Source organism: Roseivivax sp. GX 12232 (genome assembly GCF_021272185.1).
Taxonomy (GTDB): domain Bacteria; phylum Pseudomonadota; class Alphaproteobacteria; order Rhodobacterales; family Rhodobacteraceae; genus Roseivivax.
Genome location: NZ_JAJSEC010000003.1, coordinates 218,342 through 243,538, shown reverse-complemented (window position 1 = coordinate 243,538; position 25,197 = coordinate 218,342). Strand labels below are relative to the sequence as shown.

Here is a 25,197-nt window from a genome sequence, read left to right as displayed (position 1 = left end):
AACCCCGCTCAGCCCCCGCAGTCCGGGCAATCCGCCCGCCGCGCGACCGCGATCTTCCGGGTCTCGCCCCAGAGCGCGTCGTAGATCAGCATCTCGCCGCGCAGAACCGCGCCCGCCCCGGCGATGAGCTTCACCGTCTCCACCGCCATCATCGAGCCCACCACGCCCGGCAAGGGCCCGAGTACGCCCGCCTCGGCGCAGGAGGGGGCGAGGCCCGGGGCCGCGGGTTCGGGGAAAAGGCAGCGGTAGCAGGGCCCGCCGCGTGCCGGATCGAAGACCGAGAGCTGCCCTTCCCACTGGCTGAGCGCGCCCGAGACAAGCGGCAGGCCCGCGCCCAGGGCAGCGCGGTTGACCAGGTAGCGGGTCTCGGAATTGTCGCTGCCGTCGAGCACCAGGTCGTAGTCGGCAAAGAGATCCGCGGCGATCTCCTCGGTCAGCCGGCGGTGGTAGGGCCGCACCTCGACGGCGGGGTTCTGGGCGCGCATGGCGGCCTCGGCGGAGAAGACCTTGGGCAGGCCGATGTCGGCGTCGCGGTGGATCACCTGGCGCTGCAGGTTGGCGTTCTCGACCCGGTCGTCGTCGATCACCCCGATCGTGCCGACGCCCGCGGCGGCGAGGTATTGCAGCGCGGGCGCGCCGAGCCCGCCGGCACCGATGACCAGGACCCGGGCCTCCTTCAGGGCCTTCTGGCCCGGCCCGCCCAGCTCGCGCAGGACGATGTGGCGGGCGTAGCGTTCGAGCTCGGTGCCGCTGAAGCTGCCGCGGGCGGGTTCGGGGGCGGCCTCGGCCTCCTTCTCCTCGGCCCGGGCGCGCAGCGCGGCGAGCCCGCGGCGGTAGGCCCAGACCAGCGCCACGACGCCGCCGAGGATCAGCCAGGGCGCGGCGGTCCCGCCGGTGGCGGCGCGCAGCGCGTGGCCCGCGGGCAGGAGGAGGTGCAGCCCGAGGACCGCCACGTAGAGAAAGCCCAGCATGGCCATCCGAGCCCGGACCGGGGCGCCCATGAGGTGGCCGATGCCCCAGAGCGCGGCGGCGAGGGCCAGGATCAGCGCCATCAGCGCCGCCCCGTGCTGCCGAAGCCGCCCGAGCCACGCGGGGTCGCATCAAGCGCCGCGACCTCGGCGAAATGCGCCTGCACGACCGGGGCGATGACCATCTGGGCCACGCGGTCGCCGTGGGAGAGGCGCACCGTCTCGCTGCCGGCGTTCATCACGATGACGCCGAGCGGCCCGCGGTAATCGGCGTCGATGGTGCCCGGGGCGTTGGGCAAGGTCAGCCCGTGTTTCAGCGCGAGGCCCGAGCGCGGGCGGATCTGCGCCTCGTAGCCCTCGGGCAGCGCGAGGCGCAGGCCGGTGGGGATCAGCGCGCGCGCACCGGGGGCCAGCGTCACCGTGCCCCGGTCGGGCAGGTTGGCGCGCAGGTCGGCCCCGGCGGCGCCCTCGGTGGCATAGGCCGGCAGGCCGAGGTCGCGGTCGGCCTCGGGCTCCCAGGTGATCTCGACGCGGGGGCGGTTCATGCCTCGTCCTCGGGGGCGTCGCGGCCCGGGGGCATGCCGCCGGTCTGCCCGGTGCGGCGGGTGGTGTCGCCTTGGTTCGACGGGGCCGCATGCCCTGCGCCGCCGCCGTTCGGGGCGGGCCCCGGCGTCTCGACGGTTCCCGCCTCGCGCCCTTCCGCGCCCGCACCCAGATGCTCCGCGATGCGGGCGACGAGCTTCCGCGCGACCTCGTCCTTGGACATGCGCGGCCAGCTCTCGGCCCCCTCGGCGCCGATCAGCACCACCGCGTTCTCCTTGCCGCCCATGATGCCGGTCGCGGGCGAGACGTCGTTGGCGAGGATCCAGTCGCAGCCCTTGCGCGCGCGCTTGGCCTCGGCATGGGCTTGCACGTCGTCGGTCTCGGCGGCGAAGCCCACCACGAGGCCGGGCCGATCGGCACCCCGACCCGAGACCTCGGCCAGGATGTCGGGGTTCTCGGTGAAGGACAGGACCGGCAGCTGGCCCTTCTGCTTCTTGATCTTGCCCCGGCTCTCCGAGGTCACGCGCCAGTCGGCCACCGCCGCCGCGCCGATGAAGACATCCGCGGGCAGCGCCTGCATCACCGCCTCGTGCATCTCGCGGGCGGTCTCGACGCGCCGCAAAGTGACGCCCTCGGGCGGCGGCACATCGGCGGGGCCGGTGACGAAGATCACCTCGGCCCCGGCGGCCGCCAGCGCCCGGGCGATGGCCGTTCCCTGCGCGCCCGAGGAACGGTTGGCGATGTAGCGCACCGGGTCGATCGGCTCATGCGTGGGCCCCGAGGTCACCACCACCCGGCGCCCCCGGAGCGGCCCGGCGGCAAGCCGCGCCTCGATGGCGGCGACGATCTCGAGCGGCTCGGACATCCGCCCGGGCCCGTGTTCGCCGCAGGCCATATCGCCGGAATTCGGGCCAACCATCGCGACCCCGTCGCCCGCGAGCGTCGCGATGTTGCGCTGGGTCGCGGGATGCTCCCACATCCGCACGTTCATCGCGGGCGCGATCAGCACCGGCGTGTCGGTCGCCAGCAGCAGCGTGGTCGCCAGGTCCTCGGCGCGGCCCTGCGCCATCTTCGCCATCAGATCCGCCGTCGCCGGCGCCACGACCACGAGGTCGGCCACCCGGCTCAGCTGGATATGGCCCATCTGGGCCTCCTGGGTCAGATCGAAAAGCTCCTGGTGCACCTCGGCACCAGCCAAGGCCGAGACCGACAGCGGGGTGACGAACTCCGCCCCCGCCCGGGTCAGGACCGGGGTCACCGAAGCGCCGCGCTCGCGCAGCCTGCGGATTAGATCGAGGCTCTTGTAGGCGGCGATCCCGCCGCCGATCACCAGAAGGATGCGTTTTCCCTGCAGCATGGCCCGCCTCTCACGACATCTCTGTCTGGTCTAAAGAGGCGGGCTTCCGGGCACAAGCGGTGCTCATCGGAAGGCCGCGCAGGGATCGCCCCGGTCGACAGGCGGGGCCTCTTCGACGCGGTCGAAGCCGGGGGGCAAGGGCGGCCCGCCGGTCTCGCTCTGGCCGAACGTGGCGATCCGGGTGCCGGGGGCCGCGCGGGCCAGAAGCGCCGGGGCGCCCCAGTCGGGCCGGGCGTGACCGTTGCCGGTGATCACCGCGACGGGCGGGCCCGCGGCCTGAAGCGCCATCAGCGCCGCCTCGGCCAGCCGCGCGTCACGCAGGCGCTGGATCTCGACCATGACGGGCAGCATCTCCTCGGGCAGCGCGTCGCAATGGGCCTCGGCCTGGAGCGCCTCGCGGGCGGATTGCTCCTCGGGCGGCAGGGCGCGGTCGAGCCCGTAGCGCGCGGCCTCCGGGCCGAAGCTCGCGACCGGCCCGGCCTCCATGGCGGCGCGGGCCGCCTCGCGCGGGACCGCCGCGCCGAAGTAGGTCGCCTCGGGGGCGGCGGCGAAGATCGGGTAATACATGGAGAAATCCGGCCAGCCGCTGGCGTTCCAGCCGAGCGCCGCCTCGAGCGCATCCTCCTCGGCGATCAACCCGGGCGTGATCCGCCCCGCCTGTTCCGGCGTCAGCATCTCGAAGACCAGCGCCCGGGGCGCCAGTGCACCCACGATCTCGGCCTGGCGCGTATGGTGGGCGGGGTTGTCGTGCTGCTCGCCCAGGAAGATCACCTCGCCCGAGGCAAGAACGCCGCCATCCGCATGGGCGGTGGCGGCGATCAGAACCGGGGCAAGGGCCCAGAGCGTCAGACGAGGAATGCACGCACCTCGCGGGACTGGCTTTCCAGCGTCTTGCGCATCTTCTGGAAGGCCGCCGCCTCGAGCTGGCGGACGCGCTCCTTCGACAGGCCCAGCTCGTTGCCGAGGCTTTCGAGGGTGCGGGTCTCTTCCTTCAGCTTGCGCTCGCGGACGATGAAGCGCTCGCGGTCGTTGAGCTGCTGCATGGCAACCACCAGCCATTCGCGCAGCTGGTCGGTGTCATGGGTGTTCTCGACCAGCTCAGAGGCCTGGGCACTTTCGTCCTCGAGGGCGTCGATCCACTCGCGGCCCTCCTCGTCGACCGACTGGGTGGCGTTCAGCGAGTAGTCCGAGCCCGAGAGCCGGCCCTCCATCATTTCGACGTCGTGCAGCGGCACGCCGATCTCGGTCGAGATCATCTGCCGCAGCTGGTGCCGGTCGAGGGATTCACCGTTGGCCGCCGCCTCGCGCTCGATCCGGGCCTGCACCCGGCGCATGTTGAAGAACAGCGACTTCTGGCTCGAGGTCGAGCCGGTGCGCACCATCGACCAGTTGCGCATCACGTAGTCCTGGATCGAGGCCTTGATCCACCAAACCGCATAGGTCGAGAAACGCACGCCGCGATCGGGGTCGAACTTGTCGGCGGCCTTCATCAGGCCCAGGCCCGCCTCCTGGATCAGGTCGTTCATCGGCGCGCCGTAGCGCTTGAACTTCGCCGCCATGGAGATCGCCAGACGCATGTAGGCCGTGATCAGCCGATGCAGCGCCGCCTCGTCGCGCTCATCGCGCCAGGCATAGGCCAGTTTTAGCTCGGTCTCCGCATCCAGGAGTTCGGCCTTCATGGCCCGCCGCGACAAGGTCTGATCGTTGAATGCGTCTAAAGCCATTGTTGCTCCCCGCTATGATCGAAGGTGTCCTTGTGCACCCACGTTATGATCTACGGGGTGGAAACGCGGGTGGATCGAAATCAGTTTCCAAAAAATTTCCCGTGGGGGTGGAAATTGCGCAAGAAATGCTAAGGGCAGATGACAGCGCGCGTGGATTCCGCCTTGCGCACCGTCACTTACCGCCACTGTGCGCTGGCGCACGTTAAGGGTGCGGTAACCCTTTTTTCCGAGGCTATGCGCGCGCATTCGCCAGTTGGGGCCTCCGGAGCATGCAAGCCGCCGCCTATACGGTCGCCTTCGACGGCCTTTCGGCCCGCACCGTGGAGGTGCAATGCGCGCTGACCCCGGGCATGCCGGCCTTCTCGGTGGTGGGCCTGCCCGACAAGGCGGTCTCCGAGGCGCGCGACCGGGTGCGCTCGGCGCTCTCAGCGCTGTCGATCTCGCTGCCCTCGCGGCGGATCACGGTGAACCTCTCGCCCGCCGCCCTGCCGAAGGAGGGCGCGCATTTCGACCTGGCCATCGCGCTCAGCCTCCTCGCCGCGATCGAGGTCTTGCCGCGCGACGCGGTGGCCGGGTCGCTGGCGCTGGGCGAGCTGTCGCTCGACGGGGCGCTGGTGCCGGTGGCCGGCGCCCTGCCCGCGGCGCTGACCGCCGCCGAGGAGGGGCGCGGGCTGATCTGCCCGCGCGGCTCGGGCGCCGAGGCCGCCTGGGTCGCCGCCTGCCAGGTGATCGGCGCGGCCTCGCTTCTGGAAGTGGTCCAGCATGTGACCGGCCAGGCGCCGCTCGCCCCGGCCGAGGCCGGCGAGGTGCAGGACGGCCCCGCGCCGCAGGATCTGCGCGACGTGAAGGGCCAGGAGCGCGGCAAGCGCGCGCTCGAGATTGCGGCGGCAGGGCGGCACCACCTGATGCTGCTCGGCACGCCGGGTTCGGGCAAGTCGATGCTGGCGGCGCGCCTGCCGGGGCTCCTGCCGCCGCTCTCGCCGACGGAGGCGCTGGAGACCTCGATGGTCCGCTCGCGCGCCGGCGAGATCGACGAGGGCGGGATCTCGCGCCAGCGCCCTTTCCGGGCACCGCATCACACCGCCTCCATGGCGGCGATCGTCGGCGGCGGGCGGCAGGCGCTGCCCGGCGAGGTCAGCCTCGCGCACAACGGGGTGCTGTTTCTCGACGAGCTGCCGGAGTTCTCGCGCAGCGTGCTCGAGACCCTGCGCCAGCCGATCGAGACCGGCGAGGTCATGGTCGCCCGCGCCCGGGCGCATGTGACCTATCCCTGCCGCTTCCTGCTGGTCGCCGCCGCCAACCCCTGCCGCTGCGGCTATCTCTCGGACGCCGCCCGCGCCTGCACCCGCGCCCCGGCCTGCGGCGAGGACTACCTGGGCCGGATCTCGGGGCCGCTGATGGACCGCTTCGACCTGCGCATCGAGGTGCCGCCGGTCGCGATCGAGGATCTCGACGCGCCGCCCGCGGGCGAGGGCAGCGCCGAGGTCGCCGCACGGGTCGCCGAGGCGCGGGCGGTCCAGGCCGCGCGCTACGCGGACGCGGCGCAGGTGCGCACCAATGCCGACGCCAGCGGCGCTCAGCTCGAGGCGGTGGCGCCGCTCGACGCCGAAGGCCGCACACTGGTCAGCGCGGCAGCGCGGCGCTTCGGACTCTCGGCGCGCGGCTACCACAGGGTGCTGCGGGTGGCGCGGACCATCGCCGACCTCGACGGCAGCGCCGCGATCCGCCGCCCGCATCTGGCTGAGGCGCTGTCGTATCGGCTGATCGGGGCGCGGGAGGATTGAGGGGGGATGTGGAATTGAGGGGAGCGGGGGATGAAGAGGGAGTGGGCCCGTTCGGGCAGTGTCTTCGATAGACGCGCCCCGAGGCTCGGCCCACAGGATATCCACGCTCTTTGCGCCCTGCCCCATTCGAACCACGCCCACTTTCTCGCGCTCCGCGCTCCGCCTTGTCCTTCACGGCGCCCAACTCCTGCCGGGCGGCACCATAAGCCTTCCGCGCCGCGCCCCTACTCCTCACCCGCCGCGTCGTAGACCTCCCGCAGCCAGGCCGCCGTCACCTCCAGGCTCTCCCGCGCCTCGGGAAGATACCCGTCGAAGAGCTGCCAGACATGCGGCAGATCCGGCCGCGCCTCCTCGCTGACCTCGGCCTCGAAGTCGCGCAGCCGGGCGGCCATGCGGGTGCTGTCATCGCGCAGGATCTCGCCCGCGCCGTATTGCAGGAAGACCGGCGGGCAGCCCGGGAAGTCCCCGTAAAGCGCCGAGGCCCGCGGGTCGCGCGGATCCGCGCCGCCGAGGTAGAGCCCCGCCACCTCGCCCAGCCGGCCCGCGGGCAGGACCGGGTCGGCCTCGGCGTTGAGATGCAGGCTCTCGCCGGTCAGCGCCAGGTCCGTCCAGGGCGAGAAGGCGAAGGCCCCGCGCGGCGGCGTGCCCGCACGGCAGAGCGCGCCGAGCAGCGCCAGCGCCAGCCCACCGCCCGCCGAATCGCCGCCCAGGACGATCTGCCCCGGCGCATAGCCCTGGGCGATCAGCCGGTCCCAGGCGGCGCGGGCGTCCTCGAAGGCGGCGGGAAAGACATGCCGGGGCGCGCGGCGGTAGCGCGGGGCGCAGACCTCGATGCCCGCCAGCCCCGAGAGCAGTCCGAGCGGCCCGAGGTAGCCCTCGGGGCTGCCCGCCACATAACCGCCGCCGTGGAAATAGAGGATCACCGCCCCGCCCCGGCAGGGCCCGGTGCTGATCCAGTGCAGCCCGCCCGGCCGGACCAAGTGGCGCAGGTAGGGCGGGCGCCGCAACAGCCGGCGGAAGAGGTCGACCCGGCCCGCCCGCGCGGGGTCGATCAGCCGCGCCAGGAGCGGCTTCACGACGTAGCGCAGGGGCTTGTCGAAAAGCCGGGCCTGCCAGCTCATCCGCGGCGCGCTTCGATCGCCTCCCAGATGCGGGCGGTGACATTGACGCCGTCGAACCGCTCGAGCTCCTGGAGGCCGGTGGGCGAGGTCACGTTGATCTCGGTGAGATAGTCGCCGATCACGTCGATGCCGACGAAGATCTGGCCGTGCTCGCGCAGATGCGGGCCGATGGCGGCGCAGATCTCGCGGTCGCGGTCGGTCAGGGCGACCTTCTCGGGGCGGCCGCCGACATGCATGTTGGAGCGCACCTCGCCCTTGGCGGGCACCCGGTTGATCGCGCCAACCGGTTCGCCGTCGACCAGGATGATGCGCTTGTCGCCCCTGGAGACCGCGGGCAGGTATTTCTGCACGATCAGGGGCTCGCGCGAGAAGCCGGTGAACATCTCGTGCAGCGAGGACAGGTTGCCGTCCTCGACCGAGAGCTTGAAGATCCCCGCCCCGCCGTTGCCGTAGAGCGGCTTGAGGATGACGTCGCCATGCTTGGCGCGGAAGGCCTTGAGCGTGGCGAGGTCGCGCGCGATGGCGGTCGGCGGGGTCAGCTCGGGGAAGTCGAGGACCAGGAGCTTTTCGGGGAAATTGCGCACCCAGAAGGGGTCGTTGACCACCAGCACCTTCTCCGAGAGCCGCTGCAAGAGGTGGGTGGTGGTGATGTAATGCATGTCGAAGGGCGGGTCCTGGCGCAGCCAGACCACGTCGAACTCCGTCAGGTCGCGCTCTTCCAGGGCGCCCAGGGTGACATGGTCGCCCTCCTTGCGGCGCAGGGTCATGGACTGGCCCCGGGCGGTCACCGCGCCCTCCTGGTAGGCCAGCGCGTCGGGCCGGTAGTAGAAGAGCTCATGCCCCCGCGCCTGGGCCTCCTCCGCGATGCGGAAGGTGCTGTCGGCGTTGATGTCGACGGCCTCGATCGGGTCCATCTGGATGGCGACTTTCATGCGGGGGCCCCCTTGGCGCTCGGATTGTGTCTTGGCCAAGAGATGCGCCAAAGCGCGGCCGGGGGCAATGCCGCGCCGCCCCGACCCGCCTCAGCCCATCAGCGCGTTCTCGATCACCCGCATCTCGCCACGCGCATTGACCAGCGCCACATCCACCCGCGCCTCGGTCAGCGAGCCGCGCGGCTCCCCGCCCAGGAATTCCTCGGCGGTGCGCATGATGCGCGCGGCCTGGCGCGGGGTCAGGGATTCCGCCGCCCGGTCGAAGCTGCGGCTTTTCTTGACCTCGACGAAGATCACCCCGTCGCCGTCGCGCAGCACCAGGTCCAATTCGCCGCCGCGCCCGCGCCAGCGGGTCGCGGCCAGCGCATACCCCCGGCGGTGATAATCCGCGGCCACCGCCGCCTCGGCGGCCAGCCCCGCGTGATAGGCCACGGCCCCCGCCTGGGCCCGGGCGACACGCCCGCGCGCCCCGCCATCCCCAGCCACCGACACATCCGAAGACACAACAGCAGCCCCGTCCCGCCCCTTCGGCCAGACCCGGCAGCCGCTTTGCGCCCAAAGCGGCATCTGCCCCGCGGCGCCCGTCACCCGTCCCGATCCTTCTGCATCTTCATCGCCTCCTGATAGACCGGGCGCTTGCGGATGCCATACATCGCCGCGACGTAATCCGCCGCGTCCCGCACCGACATCGTCTCCAGCGCCGTCTCCAGGCTTCTGGTTACATCCATTTCACTAATTTTCTCCGAACGCCCGCGGTCCACCAGGACCACCACCTCGCCCTTGGGCGGGCTTTCGGCGTAGCTTTCGGCCAGCTCGGCCAGGGGCGCGCGGCGCAGCTCCTCGAAGCGTTTGGTCAGTTCCCGCGCCACCGCCGCGGGCCGCGTGCCGCCCAGGACCTCGGCGGCATCCGCCAGCATGGCCGCCACCCGCCGGGGCGATTCGTAGAAAACCAGCGTGCCCGGCACATCGGCGAGCTCGCCCAGCGCCCGGCGCCGCTGCGCCGCCTGGTTGGGCAGAAAGCCCGCGAAGAAGAACCGGTCGGTCGGCAACCCCGCCAGCGTCAGCGCGGTCACCACCGCCGAGGCGCCGGGCGCCGAGGTCACCGGATAACCCGCCTCCTGCACCGCGCGGGCCAGGTCGAACCCGGGGTCCGAGATCATCGGCGTGCCGGCCTCGGAGGCATAGGCCAGGCTCTTGCCCGCCGCCAGTTCCGCCAGGAGCCGCGGCCGCATCTTCGCGCCGTTGTGCTCGTGATAGGCCAGGACCGGCCGGCCGTTCAGCGCCACGCCGTGGATCTCGAGCAACCGCCGCAGCGCGCGGGTGTCCTCGGCCGCCAGCACATCGGCCTCCGCCAGCACGTCGAGCGCGCGCAGCGTGATGTCGCGCGCGTTCCCGATCGGCGTGGCGACCAGCGTCAACCCGGGCGAAAGCCCGCCTTTGTCCGGTTTCATGGTTGGACCTGTATTCCCGCTACACTATTCTGCCCGGAAGCCGACAGACCTCCGCGCGGGCCCCCTAACACGCCCGACCGCGGCAATACACGGACCGAGGGAGCCCGATCACAATGTTTGCTCTGTTTCATGCCGCCCGCAAGGCGCTCCGCTTACCCGCGGGGCTCCTGGGCCTCGCCGCGCTGACCGCCTGCGAAGCCACCAACTTCGGGGCGCTGCCCTCGGGCGGCGGGGGCGCGCGGCTCGACGCCAGCCAGCCGGTGCCGGTGGCGCTCCTGGTGCCGCGCTCGGACGCCAACGCCGGGACCATCCCGCGCGATCTCGAGAATGCCGCGCGCCTGGCGAGCCAGAACCTCGGCGGGGTCAGCGTCGACCTGCGGGTCTATGACACCGCCGGCCAGCCAGCCACCGCCTCGGCGGTCGCCCAGCAGGCGGTCGACGAGGGCGCGGTGGTGATCCTCGGCCCGCTCTACGGCGAGGCGGCCAATGCCGCGGCCATCGCGGTGGCCGACGACGGGGTCAACGTCTTGAGCTTCTCCAACAACCCCACCATCGCCGGCGGCAACCTCTTCGTGCTCGGCCAGACCTTCGAGAACGCCGCCGACCGGCTGGTCGGCTACGGCGCGAGCCGCGGGCGCGACGACATCGCGGTGCTCTACCAGGACAATGTCGCGGGCCAGATCGGCCGCACCGCGGTGCAATCCGCCGCCGCGACCCATGGCGCCCGGGTGGTCGGCAGCGAGGCCTATGCGCTCAACACCGAAAGCCTGACCTCGGCCATCGGCCGCGTGCAACCGCTGGTCGATGCCGGCACGGCGGATGCGCTTTTCCTGACCGACAGCTGGGAAGGCGGCCTCTCGGTGGTGCTGCAGCTCGCGCCGGAACAGGGCATCGACCCGACCGCGGTGCAATACATGGGCATGACCCGCTGGGATTCGCGTCCCGACGGCTTCCGCCTGCCCGGCGTCGAGGGCGCCTGGTTCACCCTGCCCGACCGCAACGCCATGGCCCAGTTCGAGGCCCGCTACACCGAGGCCTATGGCGCCAGCCCGCATCCGCTGGCCCCGCTCGCCTTCGACGGGGTGGCCGCCATCGGCGCGCTGGTCCGCCAGGGCGCCTCGGTCGACCGCGCCGGGCTGACCCAGGGCGCTGGCTTCCAGGGGGCGACCGGTGTATTCCGGCTGCTGAACGACGGCACCAATCAACGCGGCCTGGCCGTGGCGACCATCGAGAACCAGCAGGTGAGCATCATTGACCCCGCCCCGCGCGCCTTCGGTGGCGCAGGCTTCTGAGGAGCCCCCGACCCAGCCCCCGGAGCCGCCCGAGCTGATCGCGCCGGTCGCCGAGATCCTCGATCTCGAGGCCGAGCGCGCCGCGCTTCGGGCGGCGCTCTCCGAAGCCGGTGCCGCCGCCGAGGGCGAGCGCGCCGTGCGCGAGATCACCGTGAAACGCCTCGCCGCGGCCCAGAGCCGCGGCCGGGCCCGCATCGCGGAGGCCTTCGGTGAGGCGCCCTTCCGCGCCCGCGAGACCACCCGCGCCTATACCCATGTCACCGATTGCATCGTCGCCCTGGCCTTCGAAGTGGCCACCGAGGTGCTGCATGTCATGCCCAATCCGACCGAGGCCCAGCGCATCGCGGTCCTGGGCGTCGGCGGCTACGGGCGCGGCGAGATGGCGCCCTTTTCGGACGTCGACCTGCTGTTCCTGACGCCCTACAAGATCACCGCCTGGGCCGAGAGCGTCATCGAATCGATGCTCTACATCCTCTGGGACCTGAAGCTGAAGGTCGGCCATGCCTCGCGCACGGTGAAGGACTGCCTGCGGCTGGGGTCGGAGGATTTCACCATCCGCACCGCGATGCTCGAATCGCGGCATCTGACCGGCCATGCGGCGCTGTCGGAAGAGCTGGAGACGCGGCTGCGGGCGGACCTCTTCCTCGGCACCGAAAGCGAGTTCGTCGCCGCCAAGCTCGAGGAGCGCGACGCGCGCCACATGAAGCAGGGCGGCCAGCGCTACGTGGTCGAGCCCAACGTGAAAGAGGGCAAGGGCGGGCTGCGCGACCTGCAGTCGCTCTACTGGATCCTGAAATACGTGCATCACACCGAGGATGCGGCGGCACTGCTGAACCAGGGGGTCTTCCGCCCCGAGGAATACCGCACCTTCGTCGAGGCCGAGGCCTTCCTCTGGGCGGTGCGCTGCCACCTGCACCTGGTCGCGGGCCGGGCCATGGAGCAGCTCACCTTCGACATGCAGGTCGAGGTCGCCGAGCGCCTGGGCTTCACCGACCGCGGCGGGCGCCGCGGGGTCGAGATCTTCATGCAGACCTATTTCCGCCACGCCGTGGCGGTGGGCGACATGACCCGCATCGTGCTGACCTCGCTCGAGGCCGACCAGAAGAAGGAGGCGCCGCTCCTGGCGCGGATCTTCAACCGCCCGCCGAAGGTGCGCAGCGGCTACGAGGTCACCAACGGCCGGCTCGCCATCGCCGACGAGGATGCCTTCCTCTCGGACAAGATGAACATCCTCCGGCTCTATTCCGAGGCGCTGCGGACGGGGCTGCTGATCCACCCCGACGCGATGCGGCTGATCCAGGCCAACCTGCATCTGATCGACGACGAGATGCGCAACGCCCGCGAGGCGCAGGGCATCTTCCTCGACCTGATGCTGAAGCACGGCAACCCCGACCGGGCGCTCCGGCGGATGAACGAGCTCGGCGTGCTCTCGGCCTTCATCCCCGAGTTCGAGCCCATCGTGGCGATGATGCAGTTCAACATGTATCACAGCTACACGGTGGACGAGCACACCATCCAGTGCATCTGGCACCTCTCCGAGATCGAGGAGGGCAAGCTGGTCGAGGAGCTGCCGGTGGCCTCGACCATCCTCAAGGACGGGGTGAACCGCCGGGTGCTCTACGTGGCGCTGCTTCTGCACGACATCGGCAAGGGCCGGGACGAGGACCATTCGGTCCTCGGCGCCAAGATCGCCCGGGTGGTGGCGCCGCGGCTCGGGCTCAACAAGTCCGAATGCGCCACGGTGGAATGGCTGGTGCGCCATCACCTCCTGATGTCCGACATGGCCCAGAAGCGCGACATCGCCGACCCGCGCACGGTGCGCGACTTCGCCAAGGCGGTGAAGACCAAGGAGCGGCTCGACCTCCTCTGCGTGCTGACCGTCTGCGACATCCGCGGCGTCGGGCCGAACACCTGGAACAACTGGAAGGCCGCTCTTCTGCGCGCGCTCTACCGCCAGACCCGCCGGGTGCTCGAGGACGGCATGGAGGCCATCACCCGCGAGAACCGCGGCGCCGAGGCCAAGAAGCTCCTGCGCAAGAAGCTCTCGGACTGGGACAAGAAGGACCTGCGCACCGAGACCGCCCGGCATTACGAGCCTTATTGGCAGGGTCTGCATGTCACTGCCCATGTGATCTTCGCCGAGCTCCTGCGCGGCATCGGCACCGACGAGATCCGCATCAACATCCATCCCGACGAGGACCGCGACGCGACCCGCGTCTGCTTCGCGCTGGTCGACCACCCCGGCATCTTCGCGAGGCTCGCGGGCGCGCTGGCGCTGGTCGGCGCCAATGTGGTGGACGCGCGGACCTATACCTCGAAGGACGGTTTCGCCACGGCGGTCTTCTGGGTGCAGGACGCCGAGGGCCATCCCTACGAGGCCAGCCGTCTGCCCCGCCTGCGCGCGATGATCGACAAGACGCTGAAAGGCGAGGTGGTGGCCCGCGAGGCGATCAAGACCCGCGACAAGATCAAGAAGCGCGAGCGCGCCTTCCGGGTGCCGACCTCGGTGGCCTTCGACAACGACGGCTCGGAGATCTACACGATCATCGAGGTCGACACGCGGGACCGTCCGGGGCTTCTTTATGATCTCGCCCGGACGCTGGCCGAGGCCAACATCTACATCGCCAGCGCGGTGATCGCGACCTACGGCGAGCAGGTGGTCGACAGCTTCTACGTGAAGGACATGTTCGGGCTGAAGTTCTACACGCCCTCGAAGCAGCGGGTGATCGAGCGCCGCCTGCGCGCGGCGATCGAGGAAGGGGCGAAGCGCGCGCGGGATTGAGGACGGGGCCAAGGGCGCGGGAGTGAAGAAGGGGCCAAGCGCGCGCGATTGAGGACGGGTCCAAGGGCGCGCGGGATTGAGGAAGCGGCCAAGCGCGGAATTGAAGTTCTGGGAGGTATAGGGGCTGGTGCCTGAGGGTTTTCCGGGGCACCCGCAGCGCTGTGGCAGGCCATGTGCTGAAACGGCGGGCTACTGCCAAAGAGCGTCCCTATCCGACTCGGGCCAATCCCGGCCTCCGCCAACTTGGGGCAATCCGTGCAGGCTGTCGGCTGCTTTCGGGGCTTGCCGTGCCAGGGCAGCCCCTTGCGTCTGTGACCGAAGCCAAGGCCACTGTCCCAATACACCCTCTCGCGGCTACAGACTGTGGCCAGGGCCCGCTTGCTCCGCACATCCCGTTGCCGCCTGTGCCACATCGCCCCCCGATTGTCTGACGTCTCCAATCCGCGCCCCCCCTCACCCCGCACAACAGAGGGCGCGCGCCGGACCGGGGGCCGGCGCTGCTGCCCTCTGAGCGAGGCACTTTATGGCAACAAGGTCAGGACTAACGGCGAGCTGAGCACGCCACTCCAAGGAGCGCCGGCCCAAGGGGCCGGTCCGGCGCGCGCCCGGCATCTTCGATGCTATTCGGGCGCAAGGGGGTGCGGGAGGCCAACAGTGGCATGGCAAATGAGTTGTCGGGGAGCGCACCACGACACCACGACCGACACCAGCACCAGCACCAACACCAACACCAACACCAACACCAACACCAACAGCGACAGCGACAGCGACAGCGACAGCAATACCGACACCGACACCGACACCACAACGCCGACACATCAACCAAACCACCCCGACCCTCACCACCCCAAACCTCCCCCCTCGCGCCCGCCCGCGTTTCCCGGCACACTCCGGGCACCAACCGCCCGCCCCAAGCACAAGCCCGAAGGACCCCGCCCATGCCCGACCTCTCCGACCGGATCGCCGCCGCCCGCGGGGAGACCCCCGCCGACCTCGTCCTGCGCGGCGGGCGGGTCCTCGACCTGGTCACCGGAGAGCTGCTCGAAGGCGATGTCGCCATCCAGGGCGACCGCATCGTCGGCACCTGCGCCGCCTACGAGGGCCGCGAGGTCATCGACGTCTCGGGCCTCACGCTCGTGCCGGGCTTCATCGACACCCACCTGCACGTCGAATCCTCGCTGGTCACGCCTTTCGAATTCGACCGCTGCGTCACGCCCTTGGGCGTCACCACCGCGATCTGCGACCCGCATGAGATCGCCAATGTCATCGGCGCCCAGGGCATCCGCTACTTCCAGGCCGCCTCGGAGCATCTGCTCATGGACCTGCGGGTGCAGCTGTCGTCCTGCGTGCCCTCGACCCATATGGAGACCGCCGGGGCGGAGCTCTCCGCCGCAGACCTCGCGCCGCTGCGTGGCCATGCCTCGGGCATCGGGCTCGCCGAGGTGATGAACTACCCCGGGGTGATCCACCGCGACCCGGGCATGATGGAGAAGCTCGCGCTCTTCGAGGGCGGCCACATGGACGGCCACTGCCCGCTGCTCTCCGAGCGCGACCTCAACGCCTATGTCACCGCCGGCATCCGCACCGAACACGAGGCCACCAGTGCCGGCGAGGCGCGCGAGAAACTGCAAAAGGGCATGCGCGTCCTGATCCGCGAAGGCTCGGTCTCCAAGGATCTCGAGGCGCTGCAGCCGCTCCTGACCGAGCGGACGGCGCCCTACATGTGCCTCTGCACCGACGACCGGAACCCGCTCGACATCGGCGAGGAGGGGCACCTCGACCACATGATCCGGCGGCTGATCGCGCTCGGCACGCCGGTGCTCGCGGCCTATCGCGCGGCCTCGCTCTCGGCCGCCGAGGCCTTCGGGCTGAAGGACCGCGGCCTCATCGCGCCGGGCTACCGCGCCGACATCGTGGCGCTGCCCGACCTGGCCGACTGCCGCGCGCGGATGGTCTTCGCCGGGGGCCGGCGGGTGACCGAGGCCGCCTTTGCCGCGCGGGGCGAGATCGCGCCGGTGGGCCGCGGCTCGGTCAAGGCGCCGGCTTTGAGCGCCGCCTCCTTCCGCGCCCCCGGCAACCGCGCCGAGACCCCGGTGATCGGTATCCGCGAGGGCCAGATCCTGACCGACCACCTGACCGAGGAGATCACCCCCGAGGACGGCGACAAGCGCCCCGACCCGGAGCGTGACCTCGCCCGCATCGCGGTCGTCGAGCGGCACGGGCGGAACGGCAATATCGCCACCGGCTTCACGCGCGGCTTCGGGCTCAAGGCCGGGGCCATCGCCTCGACCGTCTGCCACGACCACCACAACATCGCCTGCGTCGGGGTGGAGTACGCCGACATGGCGCTGGCCGCCGCGCGGCTCTCCGAGATCGAGGGCGGCTTCGCGGTCGCCCGCGACGGCGAGATCCTGGCCGAGCTCGCCCTGCCCGTGGCGGGGCTCATGTCGCTCGAGCCCTTCGAGGAAGTGCGCGCCCGGCTCGAGGAGCTGCGCGCCGCCGCCAAGGGCCTCGGCGTGACGCTGGGCGAGCCCTTCCTGCAGTTGGCCTTCCTCGCCCTGCCGGTGATCCCGTCCTTGAAGATCACCGATCGCGGGATGGTCGACGTGGACCGGTTCGAGTTGATGGTCTGACGGGGGCGAGGGGCGGGGTCTTCGCCCCTCTCGCGTGGCCCTCGCACCCGGCCCTAAACCGCCCCAAACCACCCGCCATGCGCCACGCCCAACCCGGCCTCTCACCTGCCGCCCCTTGACGCGGCAGGCAAAAAGGCGCATCTGCCCCAAAGCACTGCGCAGCCGCGTGAGCTTGCCGTGGCCCTTCTGGCCCCAGTGCACCGCCATTCAGTTCCCCATCACGCAGGGTTCCTGACGCGACGCCGGAGAGCGCGGGACATCCCGCGCGCATAGGTCTCGCGGACCCGCAGCGCGGCCGCCTGACGCGGCCCAGATCCGGGCGCGGCCAGAGGGCCGGCGCCCCTGAAGGACAGATATTGTACGATTTCGACATGCTCGGCCTCTCGCCGATCCTCAACGACGCCCTGGCCCGTGCCGGGCTCACCCAACCCACCCCGATCCAGAACAAGGCCATCCCGCTGGCGCTCGAGGGCCATGACGTCCTGGGCCTCGCCCAGACCGGCACCGGCAAGACGCTCGCCTTCGGCCTGCCGCTCGTGGAGCATCTGCTCGCCGCGCCGGGCAAGCCCGCGCCGAAGACCGCCAAGGCGCTGATCCTGGCGCCCACCCGCGAGCTGGTGAACCAGATCGCCGACGGCCTCGGCAAGCTGACCTCCGAGACCCGCCTGCGGGTCGTCACCGTGGTCGGCGGCCAGTCGATCGGCCGCCAGATCAAGGCGCTCTCGCGCGGGACCGACATCCTGGTCGCCACCCCGGGCCGGCTCATCGACCTGATGGAGCGCGGCGCGGTGGACCTCGGCCAGGTGCATCACCTGGTCCTCGACGAGGCCGACCAGATGCTCGACATGGGCTTCATCCATGCCCTGCGCCAGATCGCGCCGCATCTCGGCACGCCGCGCCAGACCATGCTGTTCTCGGCCACCATGCCGAAGCAGATGGAGGAGCTGTCGCGCGCCTATCTGCACAACCCGCGCCGGGTCGAGGTCGCGCCTCCGGGCAAGGCCGCCGACAAGGTCGACCAGAAGGTGCATTTCCTCGAAAAGGGCGACAAGCCCGCCCGCCTGCGCGAGATCCTGACCGAGGACCAGGGCGCCCTGACGCTGGTCTTCGCCCGCACCAAGCACGGCGCGGAGAAGCTCAAGAAAGGGCTCGTGGCGCATGGGATCGAGGCCGCCTCGGTGCATGGCAACAAGAGCCAGGGGCAGCGCGACCGCGCCATCGCCGCCTTCCGCAAGGGTGAGATCACCGTGCTGGTGGCCACCGATGTGGCCGCCCGCGGCATCGACATCCCGGGCGTGGCTTACGTGGTGAACTACGACCTGCCGAACGTGCCCGAGAACTACGTGCACCGGATCGGCCGGACGGCGCGCGCGGGCCGGGACGGCACCGCCATCGCCTTCTGCACGCCCGAGGAGGTCGATCTGCTCTCGGCGATCGAGAAGACCATGAAGGTCTCGGTGCCGGTGGCGAGCGGCGAACGCCCCGCCGGCGGCAACGGTCCGGCCCCGGGCGGCCGCCGTCGCGGCGGTGGTGGCGGAGGCGGCCGCGGACGCGGCAAGCCGCAGGGGGCCTCCCCCGCCGGGAAGACGCGGCCCCGCCGCTCGCGCCGCCGCCGCGCGGCCTGAGGAGAGGCGCAGCAGGGCGCGCCGCGCGACGGCGCCGCCCTGACAGCGAGACGGAAAAAAAGCCGCGCCGGGTCGCCCCCGGCGCGGCTTTTTCGTGCGCGGATGGCCCCGGGTTCAGCCCGCGGGCAGGCGCTGCTCCACGATCTCGGCCCAGAAGGAACAGCCCGCCGGGATCGCCGCGTCGTTGAAGTCATACTCGGGGTGATGCACCGCCGCGGTCTCGCCGTTGCCGACGAGGATATAGGCCCCCGGGCGCTCTTCGAGCATGAAGGCGAAATCCTCGCCGCCCATGATCAGCGGCGCCTCGGCGCAGTCGCCCGCCACGGCGCGCCCGGCAGCGGCGGCGTGGTCGGTCTCGGTCTCGGCGTTGACCATGACCGGGTAGTTGCGCTGGTAGTCGACCCGGGCCTCGGCCCCGAAGGCGCGGGCGGTATGGGTGGCGATCTCGGTCAGCCGGGTCTCGGCAAGATCGCGCATCTCGGGCGCGAGCGTGCGCACCGTGCCGCGCAGGGTGACCCGCTGCGGGATCACGTTGAAGGCCGTCGAGGAGGTCTGGAAAGAGGTCACCGAGACCACGATCTGCCCGGTCGGATCGGCGTTGCGCGCGGCGATCGACTGGAGCGCGGTCACCACCTGGGCGGCGGTCACCGTGGGGTCCACGGTCTCGTGCGGCTTCGCGGCATGGCCGCCCCGCCCTTCGATCACGATGTCGAAGACATCGGTCGCGGCGAAGAACGGCCCGGGGCGGATCTGGAAGGCGCCGACCGGCACGCCGGGCCAGTTGTGCATGCCGTAGACCTCTTCGATGGCCCAGCGCTCCATCAGCCCGTCGTCGCACATCTCGCGACCGCCGCCTCCGCCCTCTTCGGCGGGCTGGAAGATCACCACGCAGGTGCCGTCGAAGTTGCGGGTCTCGCAGAGATACTTGGCCGCGCCCAGCAGCATGGCGGTATGGCCGTCGTGGCCGCAGGCATGCATGGCGCCCTCGGTCTTGGAGGCATAGTCGAGCCCGGTCGCCTCCTGGATCGGCAGGGCGTCCATGTCGGCGCGCAGCCCGATGGTGCGGCCCGAGCCATTGGCCTTGCCGCGGATGACGCCGACGACGCCGGTGCGGCCGATGCCCTCGGTGACCTCGTCGCAGCCGAAGTCGCGCAGCTTCTCGGCCACGAAGGCGGCGGTGCGATGGGTCTCGTAGAGGATCTCGGGGTGCTGGTGCAGGTCGCGCCGCCAGGCGGTGATCTCTTCATGCAGCTCGGCGAAACGGTTCTTGACCGGCATGGGGGCTCTCCTTGGGGTTGGATCGGCGCGAGCCTGCCCGAGCCCGCCCCCGCCCGCAAGTGGGCTCAGAGGTTCGGGCCGGGCACCATCTTCGAGCCGTCCGAGAAGCGCGCCAGGCGGAAGCGGTGCAGGTCGTGGCCCGGCGCCTCGCCAAGGGCCAGCGCGGCGGCGATGCGCCCGAAGGCCGGGCCGATGCCGAAGCCATGCCCGCACATCCCGGTCGCCACGGTCAGCCCCGGCAGATCGGCGACCCGGTCGACCACCGGCACCACGTCGGGCAGCACGTCGATCATCCCCGCCCAGGCGGTCCTGACCCGCACCTCGCCCAGTTCCGGGAAGGTCGCGGCGAAGGCGCGGGCGGCGGCCTCGGCCTTGTCGCGGTTGGGCGGCGGGTTGAGGATGCGCATCGCCTCGAAGGGCGAGGCGGAATCCTCGGCCCAGGTCCGGGGCGTGCGCCAGCCATCGGGGAAGCCCTCGGGCGCGCGCAGCCGCAGCTTCACCTCGAAGCCGCCCTGGCGCAGCACCGGCAGATATTGCCGCACCGCCCGGACCGCGTCGGGCCCGAGGTAAAGCTCGGAGAGGGTCGAGGGCGCCAGCGTGTAGCCGCCGTCCGCGCGCGGCCGGAAGGCCAGCCGGTCGTCGACGCCCGCGGTGCCGGTGACCTGCGGCAGTGGCCCGGTCTCGAGCGCGGTGGAGCGCACGGAAAGTTGCGGGATCGACACCCCGTGACGGCGCAGGAAGAGCGAGGACCAGGCCCCGCCCGCGAGGATCACCGCGTCGCATTTCACCCGGCCCTTCTCGGTCACCACCCCGGTGACCCGCCCGGCCTCGATCTCGAGCGCGCGGACCGCGCAGCGTTCGACCACCCGGGCACCGGCGTCGCGCGCCATGCGCGCCAGTTCCGGCACCGCGACCCAGGGCTCGGCCTTGTGGTCGGTGGGCGTCTGCAGCCCGCCGATCCAGTCGGCCTGGGCACCGGGCAGCGCTTCGCCCAGCTCGGCCCGCGACAGCATCCGCGAGGAGACGCCGTAGGTGCGCGCCTCCGACAGCCAGTCTTCGTAGTTCGCCAGGCTCGTCTCGGAGCGGGTGAGGTAGTTCACCCCGATCTGCTTCAGCCCGAGCCGCCCGCGCGCGGCAGTGTCGAGCTCCTGCCAGAGGCTCTGGGCCTCCTGGGCGATCGGGATCTCGGCCATGTCGCGGCCCTGCACCCGGATCCAGCCCCAGTTGCGCGAGCTTTGCTCGGCCGCGATCCGGCCCTTTTCCAGAAGCGCCACCTCGTGGCCCTGGCGCGCCAGGTGCAGCGCCGCCGTGGTGCCGATCACCCCGCCGCCGATGACCACGACCGCGGCGCGTCCCGGCGGCGCATCGCCGTGTTCGGTGGGCGTGGGAAGCGTGAAGGGAAAGCTCATGCGGGCTCCGGACAGCTGTTCGCGCGGGGCGGCATCGGGAATAACAACGGCACCGCGCGGGGCGCGCGGCGGCTCGGCGGATATGTCATGGAACGGCAGCTCCTTTGGCACAAGCCTATCGGACGGCGCGGGCGGCGGCGAGGGCGGGCACCCCCCTCGGACCCCTCACGGGCCTAGCCCTGTGGCCGCGAGACCTCACCCCCGCCGACCGCGGCGCGCACCCCGGTGGTCGAGGGCCCGCTGGTCGGCAGCCCGCGCGCCACGCGCACCGCGAGATAGGCAAAGGCCTGGGCCTCGAGCATGTCGCCATCGAGCCCCGCGGCCTCCACCGGCTCGACCGGGCAGTCGAGCCCGGCGCGCAGCATCTCCATCAGCACCGGGTTCTTGCGCCCGCCGCCGGTGACCAGCAGCCGCTCCGGCGGGGCGGGGCAATGCTCCATCCCCTGCATGACCGCGGCGGCGGCCATGGCGGTCATCGTGGCGGCGGCATCGGCGTCACCCAGCTCGCGCACGAGGTCGAGCATCAGCGCGAAATCGTCCCGGTCGAGCGACTTCGGCGGCATCTTGCGGAAATAGCCCTCCTCGAGGAAGAGCTCGAGCGCCCCGTCAACCACCTGCCCGCCCGAGGCCAGCGCGCCGCCTTCGTCGAAGGGCAGGCCCCGGCGCTCGGTCATCAGGTCGTTGATCGGCGCATTGGCGGGCCCGGTATCGAAGGCGAGGCAAGCCCCCGGCGCCTCGGGTGCGGGGCAGCGCGGGTCGAGCCAGGTCAGGTTGCCGACCCCGCCGAGGTTCAGGAAGGCCATGGGCGCCTCGGCCCCGATCCACTTGGCGCAGGCGAAATGGAAGAAGGGCGCGAGCGGCGCGCCCTCGCCGCCGAGCCGCACATCGGCCGAGCGGAAGTCCCAGACCACCGGCAGGCCCAGCGCCTCGGCCAGCGCCGCGCCGTCGCCGGTCTGATGGGTGCCGCGCCCGCGCGGCTCATGCGCCAGGGTCTGGCCGTGGAAGCCGACAAGCTCGGCGCCCGAAAAGCCCGCCAGCACCTCGCGATGGGCGGCCTCGACCACGGCGCGGGCGGGCGCGACCTCGGGGGCGTCCGGCCAGCGGCCCAGGGCCGCGCGCAGGGTGCGGGTCTCCTCAGGGGTATAGGGCCGGTAGGCGGTTTCGCCGAAGTCGTGGATGCGCAGCCCGTCGGTCCGCAGCATCGCCGCGTCCACCCCGTCGAGCGAGGTGCCCGACATCGCTCCCAGTGCCCAGATCGGACCGCCCGTCGCCCTGCCCATGCTTGCCTCGAAAACCGGTTTTCAAACCTTGTCCTGCCGCCTTATATCGCACCGTCTGGCGACGAAAGGAAAGACCATGACCTACCACCCGAAATCGGACTTCATGCGTGTCATGATGGAGCGCGGCTTCCTGGCCGACTGCACCGATTACCAGGGCCTCGACGAGGCGCTGTCGGGCGGGCGGGTCACCGCCTATATCGGCTATGACGCGACGGCGAAATCGCTGCACGTCGGGCACCTGCTGAACATCATGATGCTGCGCTGGCTGCAGAAATGCGACCACCAGCCGATCACGCTGATGGGCGGGGGCACCACCAAGGTGGGCGATCCCTCCTTCCGCGCCGACGAGCGGCCGCTGCTGACGCCCGAGGCGATCGACGCCAATATCGACGGCATGCAGCAGGTCTTCGCCAAGTACCTGAGCTACGACGCCGGGCAGAGCGCCATGCCCTCGACCGGCGAGGCGGTGGGCGCGGACAACGCCGCGCTGATGCTGAACAACGCCGAATGGCTCGACGGGCTGAACTACCTGGAGTTCCTGCGCGACATCGGGCGGCATTTCTCGGTCAACCGGATGCTGTCCTTCGAGAGCGTGAAATCGCGCCTCGACCGCGAGCAGTCGCTGTCCTTCCTCGAGTTCAACTACATGATCCTGCAGGCCTATGACTTCCTGGAGCTGAACCGCCGCTACGGCTGCGCGCTGCAGATGGGCGGCTCGGACCAATGGGGCAACATCGTCAACGGCATCGACCTGACGCGCCGGGTGCTGGACCAGGAGATCTTCGGGCTGACCTCGCCGCTTCTGACCACCGCCGACGGGCGGAAGATGGGCAAATCCGCGGGCGGGGCGATCTGGCTCAACGCCGACATGCTGTCGCCTTACGAGTTCTGGCAGTTCTGGCGCAACACCATGGATGCCGACGTGGGCCGCTTCCTGAAGCTCTTCACCGAGCTGCCGGTCGAGGACTGCGAGCGGCTCGGCGCGCTCGACGGGGCCGAGATCAACGAGGCCAAGGTAGTCTTGGCCGACGAGGTCACCGCGCTCTGCCACGGGCCCGAGGCCGCCGAGGCCGCCAAGGCCACCGCCCGCGAGGTCTTCGAGAAGGGCGGCGCGGGCGAGGACCTGCCGACGCTGGAGCTGAGCGCCGAGGAGGTGGCCGAGGGCATCTCGGTGGTGCAGCTGATCGTCCGCGCGGGGCTGGCGAAATCCGGCAAGGAGGCCAAGCGGCTGATCTCGGACAACGGCGCGCGCATCGACGACGCGCCGCTGACCGACGCCGGGATGATGCTCGACGCGGGCGCGCTCTCCGCGCCGGTGAAGCTGTCCGCCGGCAAGAAGCGGCACGCGCTGGTGAAGCTGGCGTGAAGGGGTGATGGCGTGCGCCCGGGGCGGTGAGCCGGTCGTGGGCTTTCGCGGTTGGTGCGGGCGCTGGTGAGGTGTGCGCTGGGGTTTGCGCCGGGCGCGGGTTTTGGACCCAGGTGAGGCGCCGTTGGGTGCGGGATTTGGGTGTGCGTGAGGCGTTGTTGCGCGGCGGGTGAGAAGTCATCTCCCGCCCCCCGCCTAGATTTCCCCGCACCTTTGCGCGCTCCTTAAGGCGGCACCCCCATCTCGCCCGACGCGCACGCTTCCCAATTGCCCCTCTTGCGCCCGAACAGCACCGAAGGTGCCGGGCGCGCGCCGGACCGGCCCGATGGGCCGGCGCTCCTTGGAGTGGCGTGCCTAGCTCACAGCGAGCAATGACCTTGCTGGGATAAAGCGCATAGCCAAAAGGGCGCGCGCCGGCCCCCGGTCCGGCGCGCGCCCTTTCATTGTGAGGGGAGTGCCGGGGCCTGGCTCCGGGTGGGGGCACCAAGACGGGTCAGGTCCGGAAGGGCTTCGAGGCAGAGACAGCGCGGACCGCGAGGCAGCTGCGAGGTTCGCCTCCACGGCTAGTCCAGTACCAGGCCGGGATTCGCCTCCACGGTTACTCCCGCGACACCAAGCCCCCCCCTCACCGCCCCAGCATCCACCGCCCCTCCGGCCAAAACGCATGAAACGCAAAGGCGAACAGCACGTCATGCGCCACGTCCCGCCCGCGCCCGTCGCGGACACGGATCGCGCCGACGTCCCTCCCTTGGGCGATCCGCGCGGTGTCCAGCGCCGAGGCCTGGGTGTCGGCCCAGAGGAGCGTCACGCCGGCCTCCTCGATCCGGCCCTCTCGGGCCAGCCGGGTCATCGGCCAGGCGCGGTCCCCGACCCGCACCACCCGCTCCAGCGCCGGGATGCCATGCGGCGGCGGATCGCCCGAGTAAAGAAACGGCCGCTTGGAGCTGTCGTAGCGCTGGTAGGGGTTGCGCCCGTAGTCGCGGGGATAAGCGGGCTGCGCCATGACCAGCCCTTCGGGATGGGCGGCGCGGAAGGCCGCGAAGCTCTCCATCCAGGAGGGCAGCTGGCGCAGCTCGCGCCCGGTCATCTCGCCGACGATGCCCTCGCCCAGGGCCTGCTGCCACCAGCTCTGGGTCTCGCGGTCATACATCACCATGTCGGAGTTGCGCAGCTTGCCGGTCACCCCGAAGCTCAAGACCCGCCCGCCGAGCCGCCGGTCGAAGACCATGGCGGAATTGCAGAGCGGACAATAGGTCACCGCCACCGGCAGCCCGCCGATGCGGTCGTTCACGATCTCATGCCAGGTGAGGTAGCGCAGCGGGTAGGCGCGCGGGGTGGCGCCCTCGAGCGCCACGGTGATCACCGGCTCGCGCGGCTCGAGCCGTGCTCCGCCCACCGCGACGAAGCCGGGATCGGAGAGCGCAGGGATCCCGTCCTTGCCCGGCCCGCCCGAGATGATCTCGGACCAGCTGCCGACCGAGGCGCGGGAGAAATCGGTCTCGGGCCATTCGCTGCGCCAGAAGCCGGGATCGGCGGCGGCGGCGGTCGAGACGAAGAGGCAGAGAGCTAAGGCGCGCAGCATGTGACGATCCTCCCTTGGTGGTGTCCATGAAGCACCCCGGGCGGGGGTCCGCGCAATCGCCGGCACGGCC

19 protein-coding genes are annotated in these 25,197 nt (G+C 71.2%); 6 read left to right on the top strand and 13 right to left on the bottom strand.

Features of this window, described 5'->3' with window-relative positions; translation table 11 throughout:
* Positions 1–8: 8 nt before the first annotated feature.
* From LR948_RS07575 to LR948_RS07555, 5 genes are all read right to left on the bottom strand, one after another.
* Complete coding sequence (locus LR948_RS07575) at positions 9–1,052, bottom strand: HesA/MoeB/ThiF family protein (protein WP_232753389.1); 1,044 nt, start codon at positions 1,050–1,052, stop codon at positions 9–11.
* Positions 1,052–1,513: a dUTP diphosphatase gene (dut, locus tag LR948_RS07570; RefSeq protein WP_232753388.1), complete on the bottom strand. Its 462-nt coding sequence runs from the start codon at positions 1,511–1,513 to the stop codon at positions 1,052–1,054. Before dut ends, LR948_RS07575 begins: the two co-directional genes overlap by 1 nt.
* Complete coding sequence (gene coaBC, locus LR948_RS07565; RefSeq protein ID WP_232753387.1) at positions 1,510–2,868, bottom strand: bifunctional phosphopantothenoylcysteine decarboxylase/phosphopantothenate--cysteine ligase CoaBC; 1,359 nt, start codon at positions 2,866–2,868, stop codon at positions 1,510–1,512. Before coaBC ends, dut begins: the two co-directional genes overlap by 4 nt.
* Before the next feature lie 63 nt (positions 2,869–2,931).
* Positions 2,932–3,687: a ChaN family lipoprotein gene (locus LR948_RS07560; protein WP_370634921.1), complete on the bottom strand. Its 756-nt coding sequence runs from the start codon at positions 3,685–3,687 to the stop codon at positions 2,932–2,934.
* 26 nt (positions 3,688–3,713) lie between these two features.
* The gene (locus LR948_RS07555) at positions 3,714–4,592 is read right to left on the bottom strand and encodes an RNA polymerase factor sigma-32 (RefSeq protein WP_232753386.1); all 879 of its coding nucleotides are present in this window, start codon (positions 4,590–4,592) and stop codon (positions 3,714–3,716) included.
* Positions 4,593–4,861: 269 nt separating this feature from the next.
* Between LR948_RS07555 and LR948_RS07550 the strand changes: the two genes are divergently transcribed.
* Positions 4,862–6,376, top strand: a complete 1,515-nt coding sequence (locus LR948_RS07550; RefSeq protein ID WP_232753385.1) for a YifB family Mg chelatase-like AAA ATPase — start codon at positions 4,862–4,864, stop codon at positions 6,374–6,376.
* Positions 6,377–6,600: 224 nt separating this feature from the next.
* Here the strand turns inward: LR948_RS07550 and LR948_RS07545 are convergent, their stop codons facing one another.
* From LR948_RS07545 to rsmI, 4 genes are all read right to left on the bottom strand, one after another.
* Positions 6,601–7,497, bottom strand: a complete 897-nt coding sequence (locus tag LR948_RS07545; protein WP_232753384.1) for an alpha/beta hydrolase fold domain-containing protein — start codon at positions 7,495–7,497, stop codon at positions 6,601–6,603.
* Positions 7,494–8,429: a glutathione synthase gene (gene gshB / locus LR948_RS07540; RefSeq protein WP_232753383.1), complete on the bottom strand. Its 936-nt coding sequence runs from the start codon at positions 8,427–8,429 to the stop codon at positions 7,494–7,496. Before gshB ends, LR948_RS07545 begins: the two co-directional genes overlap by 4 nt.
* A 90-nt stretch (positions 8,430–8,519) precedes the next feature.
* On the bottom strand, positions 8,520–8,861 hold the full coding sequence (locus LR948_RS07535) for a YraN family protein (RefSeq protein ID WP_370634908.1): 342 nt from the start codon (positions 8,859–8,861) through the stop codon (positions 8,520–8,522).
* A 152-nt stretch (positions 8,862–9,013) separates the two neighbouring features.
* Positions 9,014–9,880, bottom strand: a complete 867-nt coding sequence (gene rsmI / locus LR948_RS07530) for a 16S rRNA (cytidine(1402)-2'-O)-methyltransferase (protein WP_232753381.1) — start codon at positions 9,878–9,880, stop codon at positions 9,014–9,016.
* A 113-nt stretch (positions 9,881–9,993) separates the two neighbouring features.
* Between rsmI and LR948_RS07525 the strand changes: the two genes are divergently transcribed.
* From LR948_RS07525 to LR948_RS07510, 4 genes are all read left to right on the top strand, one after another.
* Entirely contained in the window at positions 9,994–11,172 is a 1,179-nt protein-coding gene (locus LR948_RS07525) for a penicillin-binding protein activator (RefSeq protein WP_232753380.1), read from the top strand.
* On the top strand, positions 11,132–13,954 hold the full coding sequence (locus tag LR948_RS07520) for a [protein-PII] uridylyltransferase (RefSeq protein WP_232753379.1): 2,823 nt from the start codon (positions 11,132–11,134) through the stop codon (positions 13,952–13,954). The genes LR948_RS07525 and LR948_RS07520 overlap by 41 nt, the downstream gene beginning before the upstream one ends.
* Positions 13,955–14,892: 938 nt before the next feature.
* Positions 14,893–16,587 (top strand): adenine deaminase, encoded by a 1,695-nt coding sequence (gene ade / locus LR948_RS07515; RefSeq protein WP_232753378.1) that lies wholly within the window; start codon positions 14,893–14,895, stop codon positions 16,585–16,587.
* A 356-nt stretch (positions 16,588–16,943) separates the two neighbouring features.
* A complete protein-coding gene (locus LR948_RS07510; RefSeq protein ID WP_232753377.1) occupies positions 16,944–18,212 on the top strand; it encodes a DEAD/DEAH box helicase in 1,269 nt (422 codons plus the stop codon).
* A 114-nt stretch (positions 18,213–18,326) separates the two neighbouring features.
* Here the strand turns inward: LR948_RS07510 and LR948_RS07505 are convergent, their stop codons facing one another.
* The 3 genes from LR948_RS07505 to LR948_RS07495 all read right to left on the bottom strand — a co-directional run bounded on the left by LR948_RS07505 (position 18,327) and on the right by LR948_RS07495 (position 22,179).
* The gene (locus LR948_RS07505; protein ID WP_232753376.1) at positions 18,327–19,490 is read right to left on the bottom strand and encodes a M20 aminoacylase family protein; all 1,164 of its coding nucleotides are present in this window, start codon (positions 19,488–19,490) and stop codon (positions 18,327–18,329) included.
* A gap of 65 nt (positions 19,491–19,555) precedes the next feature.
* Positions 19,556–20,899, bottom strand: a complete 1,344-nt coding sequence (locus tag LR948_RS07500; protein WP_232753375.1) for an FAD-binding oxidoreductase — start codon at positions 20,897–20,899, stop codon at positions 19,556–19,558.
* A 173-nt stretch (positions 20,900–21,072) separates the two neighbouring features.
* Positions 21,073–22,179 carry an anhydro-N-acetylmuramic acid kinase gene (locus LR948_RS07495; protein ID WP_232753374.1) on the bottom strand — a complete coding sequence of 369 codons (1,107 nt, stop codon included), beginning with the start codon at positions 22,177–22,179 and terminating at the stop codon, positions 21,073–21,075.
* A gap of 76 nt (positions 22,180–22,255) precedes the next feature.
* Here LR948_RS07495 and tyrS point away from each other — a divergent pair, with 76 nt between their 5' ends.
* Positions 22,256–23,545, top strand: a complete 1,290-nt coding sequence (tyrS, locus tag LR948_RS07490) for a tyrosine--tRNA ligase (RefSeq protein ID WP_232753373.1) — start codon at positions 22,256–22,258, stop codon at positions 23,543–23,545.
* Between the two features lie 625 nt (positions 23,546–24,170).
* Here tyrS and LR948_RS07485 read toward each other — a convergent pair.
* Positions 24,171–25,127, bottom strand: coding sequence for a DUF3179 domain-containing protein (locus LR948_RS07485; protein ID WP_232753372.1), 957 nt, complete (start codon positions 25,125–25,127; stop codon positions 24,171–24,173).
* Positions 25,128–25,197 lie beyond the last annotated feature (70 nt).

Bases quoted from the DNA above. Each gene is read 5' to 3' on its own strand.
- LR948_RS07575 (WP_232753389.1), bottom strand. From the start codon at position 1,052: ATGGCGCTGATCCTGGCCCTCGCCGCCGCGCTCTGGGGCATCGGCCAC.
- dut (WP_232753388.1), bottom strand. From the start codon at position 1,513: ATGAACCGCCCCCGCGTCGAGATCACCTGGGAGCCCGAGGCCGACCGC.
- coaBC (WP_232753387.1), bottom strand. From the start codon at position 2,868: ATGCTGCAGGGAAAACGCATCCTTCTGGTGATCGGCGGCGGGATCGCC.
- LR948_RS07555 (WP_232753386.1), bottom strand. From the start codon at position 4,592: ATGGCTTTAGACGCATTCAACGATCAGACCTTGTCGCGGCGGGCCATG.
- LR948_RS07550 (WP_232753385.1), top strand. From the start codon at position 4,862: ATGCAAGCCGCCGCCTATACGGTCGCCTTCGACGGCCTTTCGGCCCGC.
- LR948_RS07545 (WP_232753384.1), bottom strand. From the start codon at position 7,497: ATGAGCTGGCAGGCCCGGCTTTTCGACAAGCCCCTGCGCTACGTCGTG.
- gshB (WP_232753383.1), bottom strand. From the start codon at position 8,429: ATGAAAGTCGCCATCCAGATGGACCCGATCGAGGCCGTCGACATCAAC.
- rsmI (WP_232753381.1), bottom strand. From the start codon at position 9,880: ATGAAACCGGACAAAGGCGGGCTTTCGCCCGGGTTGACGCTGGTCGCC.
- LR948_RS07525 (WP_232753380.1), top strand. From the start codon at position 9,994: ATGTTTGCTCTGTTTCATGCCGCCCGCAAGGCGCTCCGCTTACCCGCG.
- ade (WP_232753378.1), top strand. From the start codon at position 14,893: ATGCCCGACCTCTCCGACCGGATCGCCGCCGCCCGCGGGGAGACCCCC.
- LR948_RS07505 (WP_232753376.1), bottom strand. From the start codon at position 19,490: ATGCCGGTCAAGAACCGTTTCGCCGAGCTGCATGAAGAGATCACCGCC.
- LR948_RS07500 (WP_232753375.1), bottom strand. From the start codon at position 20,899: ATGAGCTTTCCCTTCACGCTTCCCACGCCCACCGAACACGGCGATGCG.
- LR948_RS07495 (WP_232753374.1), bottom strand. From the start codon at position 22,179: ATGGGCAGGGCGACGGGCGGTCCGATCTGGGCACTGGGAGCGATGTCG.
- tyrS (WP_232753373.1), top strand. From the start codon at position 22,256: ATGACCTACCACCCGAAATCGGACTTCATGCGTGTCATGATGGAGCGC.
- LR948_RS07485 (WP_232753372.1), bottom strand. From the start codon at position 25,127: ATGCTGCGCGCCTTAGCTCTCTGCCTCTTCGTCTCGACCGCCGCCGCC.